Origin of the sequence: Aeromonas rivuli (assembly GCF_000820045.1) — a bacterium.
Classification (GTDB): Bacteria; Pseudomonadota; Gammaproteobacteria; order Enterobacterales; family Aeromonadaceae; genus Aeromonas; species Aeromonas rivuli.
Map to the genome: position 1 here is coordinate 1 of NZ_CDBJ01000020.1, position 10291 is coordinate 10291.

9 protein-coding genes are annotated in these 10291 nt (G+C 63.8%); 7 read left to right on the top strand and 2 right to left on the bottom strand.

The window, feature by feature from the left end; translation table 11 throughout:
• The 7 genes from BN1130_RS03050 to lplA all read left to right on the top strand — a co-directional run.
• Positions 1–252 (top strand): PfkB family carbohydrate kinase (locus BN1130_RS03050; protein ID WP_042040251.1); only part of this gene is annotated, 252 nt, incomplete at its 5' end.
• Positions 253–323: 71 nt separating this feature from the next.
• Positions 324–1688 carry a sucrose-specific PTS transporter subunit IIBC gene (locus BN1130_RS03055; protein ID WP_042040253.1) on the top strand — a complete coding sequence of 455 codons (1365 nt, stop codon included), beginning with the start codon at positions 324–326 and terminating at the stop codon, positions 1686–1688.
• A complete protein-coding gene (locus tag BN1130_RS03060) occupies positions 1688–3103 on the top strand; it encodes a glycoside hydrolase family 32 protein (protein ID WP_042040255.1) in 1416 nt (471 codons plus the stop codon). Before BN1130_RS03055 ends, BN1130_RS03060 begins: the two co-directional genes overlap by 1 nt.
• Before the next feature lie 27 nt (positions 3104–3130).
• Positions 3131–4141, top strand: a complete 1011-nt coding sequence (locus BN1130_RS03065) for a substrate-binding domain-containing protein (RefSeq protein ID WP_042040257.1) — start codon at positions 3131–3133, stop codon at positions 4139–4141.
• A 423-nt stretch (positions 4142–4564) separates the two neighbouring features.
• The gene (locus tag BN1130_RS03070) at positions 4565–4978 is read left to right on the top strand and encodes a YeeE/YedE family protein (protein WP_042040258.1); all 414 of its coding nucleotides are present in this window, start codon (positions 4565–4567) and stop codon (positions 4976–4978) included.
• Between the two features lie 12 nt (positions 4979–4990).
• Positions 4991–5425, top strand: coding sequence for a DUF6691 family protein (locus tag BN1130_RS03075; protein ID WP_042040259.1), 435 nt, complete (start codon positions 4991–4993; stop codon positions 5423–5425).
• A gap of 101 nt (positions 5426–5526) precedes the next feature.
• Positions 5527–6540: a lipoate--protein ligase gene (gene lplA / locus BN1130_RS03080; protein WP_042040261.1), complete on the top strand. Its 1014-nt coding sequence runs from the start codon at positions 5527–5529 to the stop codon at positions 6538–6540.
• Positions 6541–6711: 171 nt separating this feature from the next.
• Here the strand turns inward: lplA and BN1130_RS03085 are convergent, their stop codons facing one another.
• Entirely contained in the window at positions 6712–7074 is a 363-nt protein-coding gene (locus BN1130_RS03085) for a copper-binding protein (protein ID WP_042040262.1), read from the bottom strand.
• Between the two features lie 17 nt (positions 7075–7091).
• Positions 7092–10238, bottom strand: coding sequence for an efflux RND transporter permease subunit (locus tag BN1130_RS03090; protein WP_042040263.1), 3147 nt, complete (start codon positions 10236–10238; stop codon positions 7092–7094).
• Positions 10239–10291 lie beyond the last annotated feature (53 nt).

Consider the following 10291-nt stretch of genomic DNA (forward strand, 5'->3'; position numbering starts at 1 on the left):
CCCAAGGTGGCGCCGCTCGACACCACGGGGGCGGGGGATGCCTTCGTCGCGGGTCTCCTGGCGGCGCTGGCAGAGGGTGAGCGATTGCCTGTCTTGAGCGAGCTGCCCGCCATCCTGGCTCAGGCCCACGGCTGCGGGGCGCTCGCCACCACCGCCAAGGGGGCCATGACGGCGCTGCCGACCCGCACCGAACTGGATGCCTTTTTGCTATTGGGCGCGATCGAGCACAAGCGGCCGTTGATCTGCGGTTAGAAGCCCGGCTCAACAGCCCCTACTCTCATGTGACAAGGGCCCGCCAGCCGGCGGGTCATAAGAGGAAGATTATGAATATCAGTGCGATAGCCAAGGATCTGGTGCCCCTGCTCGGGGGCAAGGAGAACATCGTCAGCGCCGCTCACTGCGCCACCCGGCTGCGGCTGGTGCTGGCGGACGACAGCAAGGTGAACAAGGCCGCCATCGACAAGCTGGACGGGGTCAAGGGGTGCTTCAGCAACGCCGGCCAAATCCAGGTGATCTTCGGCACCGGCCTGGTCAACAAGGTCTATGCGGAGTTCGTGGCGCTGACCGGCACCGGCACCGCCAGCAAGGCGGAGCTGACCGACATGGCGACGGCCAAGCTCAATGTGGCACAGCGCCTGGCGCGGACGCTCTCCAACATCTTCGTGCCGATCATTCCGGCCATCGTCGCCTCCGGCCTGCTGATGGGGCTGCTCGGCATGGTGCGCACCTACGGCTGGGTCAATGCCGACAGCGCCCTGTTCGTCATGCTGGACATGTTCAGCTCGGCGGCCTTCATCATTTTACCGATCCTGATCGGCTTTACCGCGGCGCGCGAATTTGGTGGCAACCCGTACCTCGGGGCGACCCTTGGCGGCATCCTCACCCACCCGGCCCTGACCAACGCCTGGGGCGTGGCGGGGGGCTTCAAGACCATGGACTTCTTCGGGCTGGATGTGGCCATGATCGGCTACCAGGGCACCGTCTTCCCGGTGCTGCTGGCGGTCTGGTTCATGTCCCACCTGGAAAAGCAGTTGCGCAAGCGCATCCCGGACGCCCTGGATCTCATCCTCACCCCCTTCTTGACCGTCATCATCACCGGTTTCGTGGCGCTGCTCTTCATCGGCCCGGCGGGTCGGGTGCTGGGGGATGGTATCTCCTTTGGTCTGAGCGCCCTCTATGAGCAGGCGGGCTGGCTCGCGGGGCTGGTATTCGGCGGCACTTATTCCCTTATCGTCATCACCGGCATCCACCACAGCTTCCACGCCATCGAGGCGGGGCTGCTCACCAACCCGGCCATAGGCGTCAACTTCCTGCTGCCCATCTGGGCCATGGCCAACGTGGCCCAGGGCGGCGCTTGCCTGGCGGTCTACTTCAAGACCCGGGATGTGAAGATCAAGGCCATTGCCGTACCGGCCGCCATGTCCTGCCTGCTCGGCATCACCGAGGCCGCCATCTTCGGCGTCAACCTGCGCTACATCAAACCCTTCCTGGCCGGTCTGTTCGGCGGTGCCTGCGGCGGCGCCTACGTGGTGGCCGCCAAGGTGGGCATGACGGCGGTGGGGCTGACCGGCATTCCGGGCATGGCAATAGTCCAGCCCATGAGCCTCATCCACTACGTCATCGGGCTGGTTATCGCCTTCGGTGCCGCCTTTGTCGCCTCCTACCTGCTCAAGTACAAGGTGGAGTGATGAAGGACGCTTATCTCCTCAACCAGATTGTCCGGTCCCTGCTGGCCGGACAGCTCAAGGCGGCGGCCGATCCCCATAGGCCCCGCTGGCACCTGGCAGCCCCGGTGGGGCTGCTCAACGACCCCAACGGCTTTATCGAGCACGACGGGCGCTACCACCTCTTCTACCAGTGGAATCCGCTCGGCTGCGAGCACAGCAACAAGGGCTGGGGTCACGTCACCTCGACCGATCTGCTGCACTGGCAGCACGAACCCGTGGCGCTCTTGCCCACCGAAGCCTATGAGAGCCACGGCTGCTATTCGGGCTCGGCGGTGAGCGACGAGCAGGGGCGGCTGACCCTCGTCTACACCGGCAACGTCAAATACCCGGATGGCAGCCGCACCGCCTTCCAGTGTCTGGCCCGCGCCGACGGTGAGGGCGGTTTCGACAAGCTGGGCCCCGTGCTCGATCTGCCCCAAGGCTACAGCGGCCATGTGCGCGACCCCAAGGTGTGGTACGACGGCCAGCAGTGGCTGATGGTGCTGGGGGCCCGCACTCTGGACGACAAGGGCGAGGTGCTGCTCTATCGCGGCGACGCGCTTGATGCCTGGACGCTGGTGGGCCCCATCGCCGGCAGCGGGCGCGGTGGTCTCGGCGACTTTGGCTATATGTGGGAGTGCCCGGACCTCTTCCTCCTGGGGGATCAGCATGTGCTGATCTGCTGCCCACAGGGCATAGCCCCGCAAGGGGAGTATTACCGCAACCTCCATCAGTGTGGCTGGCTGGCGGGGGATTTCGACGGCGAGCAGTTCGAGCACCGGGCCTTCCACGAGCTGGACCGAGGCTTCGAGTTCTATGCGCCGCAAACCACCCGAGACAGTCAGGGGCGCCGCCTGCTGTTCGGCTGGCTGGGGCTGCCGGAGGAGAACGAGATGAGCCAGCCGACCATTCCCTATGGCTGGCTTCATCAGATGAGCTGTCCGCGGGAGCTGTTCTGGCAGGATGAGTGGCTCTGCCAGCGGCCGGTAGGGGAGCTCGCGGCATTGAAGGGGGAGCAGACCCGCTTCGAGGGGACGCTCAGGGAGTTTCCGGGGCTGGCCATCGACTCGGCCTGGCTCGATCTGGCGCTTGGCGGTGAGGGCAGCCTCTGGTTCGGCGCCGTGGCCGAGCTGGTGTGGCAGCCTGGGCGCATCACACTGCGGCGCCAGAACTGGCAGAGCGGGGCCTGGGAGGATAGATCCGCCCCCTGGCTCGGAGGCAAGATCACCGTGCTGTGCGACAGCTCCAGCCTGGAGTGCTTCGTGGATCAGGGGCGCCAGAGTCTGTCGGCGCGCTACTTCCCCGGTGAAAAGCCGCAGCTATCGGCAGGGAATGCGGGCGGGGGCTGCAAAATTTGCCTCGATCACTGGCCGCTGGCGGCTTGCCTAGTACAATAGCCCGGTGCGAGTCAGCCGGGAGGCCAGGTGGAGAAGAAGAAACGGATCACGATTGCCCAGATAGCCACGCTCGCGGGGGTCTCCAAGGCCACCGCCAGTCTGGTGCTCAACGGCAAGAGTGCGGAGTACAGGATTGCCGACGATACCCGCAAGCGGATCCAGGCGGTGGCGGATGAGTGCCACTACCAGCCGAGCTTTCATGCCCGCTCCCTGCGCGAGACCCGCAGCTACACCTGGGGGCTGGTGATCCCCGATCTCACCAACTTCGGGTTCGCCAGCATAGCGCGTGCCCTCGAGGCCCACTGCCGGGAGGCGGGGATCCAGCTGCTCATCGCCTGCTCCGAGGATGATCCCACCCTGGAGCAGCGGGTGGTGGACAACCTCATCAGCCGTCAGGTGGATGGCCTCATCGTCGCCTCCAGCGGCCACAGCGACGACATCTATGCCCGCATTCACGACCGCCTGCCGGTGGTGCAGCTCGACCGCCATATCGGCCAGTCGCGTCTGCCCATGGTCATTTCGGACGCCTGCAAGGCGACCGCCGAGCTGGTGCAGGACATGGCCCGCGAATGCGGGGAGGAGATCTACTACTTCGGCGGCCTGCTGGATCTCTCCCCCAGCCGCCACCGGCTGGCGGGCTATGAGCTGGGCCTGCACCGCGCCGGGCTGGAGGCGCCACAGAGCCAGGTGCGCCATCGCGACTATCAGCCGCGCTCCGGTTATCAGCTGATGGCCGAGCTGGTGGCCGAGCTGGGGGCGCCCCCCCGCGGGCTCTTTACCGCCTCTTTTACTCTGCTGGAAGGGGTGCTGCGCTACCTCAACGAGGCAGGGCTGATGGAGACGGGGATGCGGCTCTGTACCTTCGACGATCACGATCTGCTCGACTGCATTCCCATGCGCATCGACTCCGTGGCCCAGGATTGTCCAGCCCTGGCCCGGGCCGCCTTCGAGCTGATGCAGCAGCTGATCGCGGGCAATCCCCCCCCACAGACCGCCCAGGTGATCCCCCCCAGAGTGCGCTGGCGCAGCCGCCGATAACACGTCCTGGGTTTCAAGCCTGATGGTTCTCAACGTCCCCTGCGCTGCCGTGCAGGGGACGTTCTATTTTGAGCATCCTCCCTTCAGTGCCAATTGATCTCGTATGAGACTTTTCAGCCGGTCCGGCATGGATGGGCCGCCTCCCTGGCTCCGTCATGCGTGGATCTTCTCCTTTGCACATCAACCAAATGCGCCATTAAATCAGGTATTGCTAATTTAATGGCTGACGCTAAAATGCCTTTAACATTAGTGAATTCTAATTTAACGACCAAGCATTGCATGCAGGATGAGCGCGGCAAGGCGTTAATTGAGGCGAGCAAGATTCATTGGGTTGTGTGGCCACGCTAGACAGTGGGGCCGTGAGGAGAGAGCAGGCCGGTGGACGCTATGCTTCGCGTCATCGGTTCAGGATGAGGAGTTGAAATGATGGCAAACCCGTGGTGGTTATCCCTGGCCGGAGGCATGCTGATTGGCCTCTCCGCTCTGCTGTTGCTGCTGTTCAATGGCCGTATCGCGGGGATCAGCGGCATCTTCGCCACCGCCCTGCAGAGCCGGCAAGCCTGGCGCTGGCTGTTCTTGCTGGGGCTCATGCTGGGAGGGCCTCTCGCCACCATGTTGGGGCTGGCCCGCTTGCCCGATTTTGCCGCCTTGCCAGCCTGGCCTCTGGTGCTGTTGGCGGGTCTGCTGGTGGGGGTGGGCACCCGGCTCGGCAATGGCTGCACCAGCGGTCATGGGATCTGCGGTCTGGGGCGGTTATCGATGCGCTCCCTGGTCGCGACCCTCACCTTCATGGCGAGCGGCATTGTTACCCTGTTCGTCACCCTGCATCTGTTGTGAGGAGTCGATGAGATGAGCAATCTGATCAGTCTGTTATCCGGTCTGCTGTTTGGGCTGGGGCTCGTTGTCTCCGGCATGGTGGATCCGGCCAGGGTCATGGGTTTCCTCGACCTGTTCGGTCAGTGGGATCCCAGCCTTGCCTTCGTGATGGGGGGCGCCTTGCTGGTGTTTGCGCCCGGTTATGCCTGGCTTGTCAAACCCCGCCGCCAGAGCCTCTCTGGCACGCCATTGCCCGCGCCTCCCACGGGACGAGTCGATGCCCGCCTGGTTGGAGGGGCGGCGTTGTTCGGGGTTGGCTGGGGTCTGCTCGGCATCTGTCCAGGCCCCGGCCTTGCCTTGCTCGGCGTGACAATGCTGGGCACGGAACAGCCACTCATCGCCCTGTTCGTGCTGGCTATGGCCGTGGGCTTGCTCGGCGTCGATCGTCTCCTGGCGGCTGGTGCCTGATCCCTGTCGCAACCAGCTCCTTCATCACTTGCTGAGCCCGGTCGCCCCAGACGGCACCGGGCTGTTATCATGACTCCTCGACTGACAGAGAGGATACCCTCATGCCCCTTCGCTTGCTTATTTCTGACTCTTTCGATCCCTGGTTCAACCTCGCGGTGGAGGAGTGCATCTTTCGCCAGATGGATGCGGGCCAGCGGGTGCTCTTCCTGTGGCGCAACCAGGATACCGTGGTGATCGGCCGTGGCCAGAATCCCTGGAAGGAGTGCAACACCCGCCGCATGGCGCGAGACGACATCAAGCTGGCCAGGCGCAGCAGCGGAGGCGGTGCCGTCTTCCATGATCTTGGCAACAGCTGTTTCACCTTCATGGCGGGCAAGCCCGAGTACGATAAGAGCATCTCCACCGCCATCGTGCTGGCGGGGTTGGCGTCTCTGGGCATAGAGGCATTCGCCTCGGGGCGCAATGACCTGCTGGTCTCGACCCCGGAGGGAGATCGCAAGATATCGGGCTCGGCCTACAGAGAGACTCAGGATCGCGGCTTTCACCACGGCACTGTGCTGCGCAGCGCCGATCTGGGCCGCCTTGCCGACTACCTCAACCCCGACCCCAAGAAGCTGGCTGCCAAGGGGATAAGCTCGGTGCGAGGCCGGGTTGCCAACCTGAGTGAACTCGGCGCAGAGATCACTCATGAGCAGTTGGTGGAGGCGCTGAGCGAGGCCTTTTTTGACCACTATGGCACTCGGGTGTTGCCGGAATTTATCTCCCCGACCCAGCTGCCGGATCTGCCCGGTTTCCCGTCGCAATTTGCCCATCAGGGGAGCTGGGAGTGGAATTTTGGCAAGGCGCCAGCCTTCAGCCATACCCTGAGCGAGCGCTTTGTCTGGGGCGGGGTCGAGTTGCATTTCGATGTGACGCAGGGGCAGATCAGCGGGGTGCAACTGTTCAGCGACAGCCTGGATCTGGCGCCTCTGGAAGCCCTGGCGCAGCGCCTGCAAGGGAGCGTTTATCGGCCAGAGGCCTTGGATCTTCTCGGGCAGAGGCTAGTGGCCGAGTATCCTCATGCAGAGCCGATGCTCAGGGAGCTGATGGCCTGGCTGGTGCAACAAGTCCGTTAATCTGATTGATACGAGCGACGCACCGGTTTTACTCGATGGCCTAGCCGGCCTGCCAAGGCCTGTCCGGCAGGATAAACCGGCAAGTTTAGCGAAACCCGCTGGGCACTAGCCCCGGTTGATGAAACAAGACGGCGGGCATATGGCCCGCCGTCTTGGTCTCTGTTCGCCGGTTTATTGTTTGCGTAGCCGAGTCAGGATCAGTTTTCCCCCTTGTTGTTCTGCGTGAAAGCTGACCGCATCGCCGACGGTGAGCCCCTGGAGCTGCGCGGGATCGGCCAGGGTAAACACCATGGTCATGGGCGGCATCTTGAGGTTGGTGATGGCCTCATGCTTGATCCCCACCTTGTGATTGGCCGCATCGATGCGGCTGATGACCCCCTTGGTCATCACCCTCTCCGTCATCTCGTTCATGCCCTGCATGTCGCTCATCTGGCTCATGTCATGACCCTCATGGCTCATCATCTCTTCGGCTTGCAGGCCGGTGTGGGTGGCAAGGCCGAGCAGCAATGTCAGGGTCAGCGTCTGGTAGTTCATGATCTTGTCCTCGTCGTTTATTCGCGAAAGTCTGAATTGATCGGTGCGGAGGGTGGCCGCCGGTCAAGGCTGTGGCTGCGCCACAGGTAATAGGCGGCGGGCAGTACCAGCAGGGTCAGCACCAGTGCGCTCACCATGCCGCCTATCATGGGGGCGGCGATGCGCTGCATCACCTCCGAGCCGGTACCCTGGCTCCACATGATGGGCAGGAGGCCGACGATGATGGTGACCACCGTCATCATCTTGGGACGCAGGCGCAGGGCCGCGCCCTGGATGACGGCCCTGTGCAACCCGGCTCTGTCCGGCTTGCCCTGGGCAACCAGCTCATCCCAGGCGTGGTTGAGGTAGACCAGCATCAGCACCCCGGTCTCCACCGCCACCCCGGCCAGGGCAATAAAGCCCACCCCGACCGCCACCGAGAGGTTGAAGTCGAGCAGCCAGAGGGTCCAGATACCGCCGACCACGGCGAGTGGCAGGGTGATGAGGATGAGCAACACCTCCTGGATGCGGCGAAATGCCAGATAGAGCAGCAGCACTATGATGGCGACCGTGAGCGGCACCACATAGGCGAGGCGTGCCTTGGCCCGCTCCATGTACTCATATTGCCCGGACCAGTTGAGGGAGTAGCCGGGGGGCAACACCAGATCCTCGGCGACTTGCGCCTTGGCATCGGCCACGAAGGAGCCGATGTCCCGGTTTCTGATGTCGATATAGACCCAGCCACCGAGTCGCGCGTTTTCGCTTCTGAGCATCGGGGCCTCGTCACTGATGTAGATCCGGGCCAGGTCCGCCAGGGCGATGCGCTCCCCCTTGGGGGTCACCAGGGGCAGCAGCGACAGACTGGTCACCGAATCGCGATAGCTCTGGGGATAGCGCAGGTTGATGGGGTAGCGCTCGCGCCCCTCAATGGTTTCACCCACCTCCATGCCGCCGACCGCGGTGGCGAGCACCCCCTGCACCTCGGCGATACTGAGGCCATAGCGAGCGGCCTTCTGCCGGTCGATGTCGACCTTGACGTAGCGGCCCCCCGCCACCCGCTCGGCGTAGACGGAGGCGGCCCCTTCTACCTTGCCGACTATCTGCTCAAGCTGCTGGCCGAGTTGCTGGATCACCTTGAGATCGGGCCCGGCTATCTTGATGCCGACCGGGGTCTTGATACCGGTGGCCAGCATGTCGATGCGAGTCTTGATGGGCGGTACCCAGGCGTTGGTGAGACCGGGGAAGCGGACCAGCGCGTCGAGCTCTTCTTTCAGCTTTTCCGGGGTCATGCCGGGGCGCCACTGATCCCGGGGCTTGAGCTGGACGCTGGTCTCCATCATCACCAGATCGGCGGGATCGGTGGCGGTGTCGGCGCGTCCCGCCTTGCCAAACACATTCTGCACTTCGGGCACGGTGCGAATGAGCTTGTCGGTCTGCTGCAAAATCTCCCGCGCCTTGCCCACCGAGATATTGGCCGCGGTGGTGGGCATGTACATGATGTCCCCCTCATCCAGGGGCGGTATGAACTCCGAGCCGAGATAGTTGAGCGGCCAGAAGCCCGCCACCGTCACCGCTGCCGCTACCATCAGGGTGGTTTTCGGGCGCGCCAGCACGGCACCCAGCAGCGGAATATAGCCCCGGGTCAGGGCGCGGTTGAGGGGGTTGGCCTGCTCCGGCAGCACCTTGCCGCGAATGAAGTAACCCATCATCACGGGAACGAGGGTGATGGCCAGGGCCGCCGCCGCCGCCATGGCATAGGTCTTGGTGTAGGCCAGCGGATGGAACATGCGCCCTTCCTGGGCCTCCAGGGCAAACACCGGCAGGAAGCTCATGGTGATGATGAGCAGGGAGAAGAAGATGGCTGGCCCCACCTCTATGCTCGCCTGGGCTATCACCTGCCAGCGGTTCTGGTCGGTGAGCCGGGTCTTCTCCAGGTGCTTGTGGACGTTCTCTATCATGACGATGGCACCATCCACCATGGCGCCGATGGCGATGGCGATGCCCCCGAGGGACATGATATTGGCGTTGATCCCCTGCAAGTGCATGATGATGAAGGCCACCAGTATGGCGATGGGCAGGGTGATCACCACCACCAGCGAGGATCTCAGGTGGAACAGGAAGGCGAGACAGACCAGCACCACCACGGCAAACTCTTCCAGCAGCTTGCCGGAGAGGTTGTCGATGGCCCGCGCGATAAGATCGGATCTGTCATAGACGGTGACCACTTCCACCCCGGCGGGCAGGCTCTTCTTCAGCTCGGCGAGCCTCGCCTTGACCCCGTCGATGGTGTGTTGGGCATTCTCGCCGTAGCGCATCACCACTATGCCCCCCACCACTTCTCCTTCGCCATTGAGTTCGGCAATGCCGCGTCGCATCTGCGGACCGATGACCACATCCGCCACGTCCCCCAGCAGCAGCGGGGCGCCACGCACCAGGGTACCGAGCGGGATCTGCTTGAGATCGGCCACGCCCTGGATGTAACCACTGGCGCGCACCATGTATTCGGCCTCGGCCATCTCGATGACGGAGGCCCCCGTCTCCTGGTTGCCCTGCTCGATGGCGGTCTTGATGAGGGAGAGGGGAATGCCGTAGGCCCGTAGCTTGTCCGGGTCGACCCGCACCTGATACTGGCGCACCATGCCGCCGACCGTGGCTATCTCGGCGACGCCGGGCACGGTTTGCAGCTCGTACTTGAGAAACCAGTTCTGCAAGGAGGTGAGCTGGGCCAGGTCATGCTGGCCGCTCTTGTCTTGCAGGGCGTACTGATAGACCCAACCCACCCCGGTGGCATCCGGGCCTAGCTGTGGTTTGGCCGAGGGAGGCAGCGTGGCCGTCACCTGACTCAAATACTCCAGTACCCGGGCGCGGGCCCAGTAGAGATCCGTCTTGTCATCGAACAGCACATAGACAAAGGAGTCGCCGAAGAAGGAGTAGCCGCGCACCGTGGTGGCCCCTGGCACCGAGAGCAGGGCCGTGGTGAGCGGATAGGTGACCTGATCCTCCACCACCTGGGGCGCCTGACCCGGGTAGGGGGTCTTGATGATCACCTGGACGTCGGAGAGATCCGGCAAGGCATCGACAGGGGTCTGCTTGACCGACCAGAGCCCCCAGGCGGTGAGCATGGCGGTGAGCAGCAGCACCAGGAAGCGGTTACCGATGGACCAGCGAATAATGGAAGGGATCATGGCCTGGCTCCTCCCTCTTGGCGTGGCGTGAATGGCAGGGCATGGTGGCGAGT

Bases quoted from the DNA above. Each gene is read 5' to 3' on its own strand.
- BN1130_RS03055 (WP_042040253.1), top strand. From the start codon at position 324: ATGAATATCAGTGCGATAGCCAAGGATCTGGTGCCCCTGCTCGGGGGC.
- BN1130_RS03060 (WP_042040255.1), top strand. From the start codon at position 1,688: ATGAAGGACGCTTATCTCCTCAACCAGATTGTCCGGTCCCTGCTGGCC.
- BN1130_RS03070 (WP_042040258.1), top strand. From the start codon at position 4,565: ATGATGGCAAACCCGTGGTGGTTATCCCTGGCCGGAGGCATGCTGATT.
- BN1130_RS03075 (WP_042040259.1), top strand. From the start codon at position 4,991: ATGAGCAATCTGATCAGTCTGTTATCCGGTCTGCTGTTTGGGCTGGGG.
- lplA (WP_042040261.1), top strand. From the start codon at position 5,527: ATGCCCCTTCGCTTGCTTATTTCTGACTCTTTCGATCCCTGGTTCAAC.
- BN1130_RS03085 (WP_042040262.1), bottom strand. From the start codon at position 7,074: ATGAACTACCAGACGCTGACCCTGACATTGCTGCTCGGCCTTGCCACC.
- BN1130_RS03090 (WP_042040263.1), bottom strand. From the start codon at position 10,238: ATGATCCCTTCCATTATTCGCTGGTCCATCGGTAACCGCTTCCTGGTG.